The organism is Oleiphilus sp. HI0128, from assembly GCF_001635365.1.
Map to the genome: position 1 here is coordinate 1 of NZ_LWGG01000340.1, position 318 is coordinate 318.

Annotated in this window: 1 protein-coding gene; it reads right to left on the bottom strand. The window is 35.5% G+C overall.

Going from position 1 to position 318, the window contains the following annotated elements; all coding sequences use genetic code 11:
* Positions 1-108: 108 nt before the first annotated feature.
* Positions 109-318: hypothetical protein (locus tag A3763_RS29440; RefSeq protein ID WP_231872096.1), on the bottom strand; the 210-nt coding region annotated here is incomplete at its 5' end.

Here is a 318-nt window from a genome sequence, read left to right on the forward strand (position 1 = left end):
GCGAATTATCTGTGGCTAAAAATATTAGGCAGTTACAAATACAGATAGGTCTTATTTATACATGAAAAATATTGGTTGGAGCGTCATTGCGCCATATTTCTTCGTGTTTTATTTTGTGCCTCTTATAATGATGGTGTTTTTAGGGCCGCACATAAACTTTGTAAACCCAGGCAACACGCTCTTAATCTTCGTCGTACTGCTTTGGGTAGGAATTTTTGCTTTCATATTTTCCAGAATCAAGTTGTCCTTCCCTGTCAATATATTCTCGAAACTACCTTTAATATTCGAGAATAATTTTTTTACCATAGTTACAGGGCT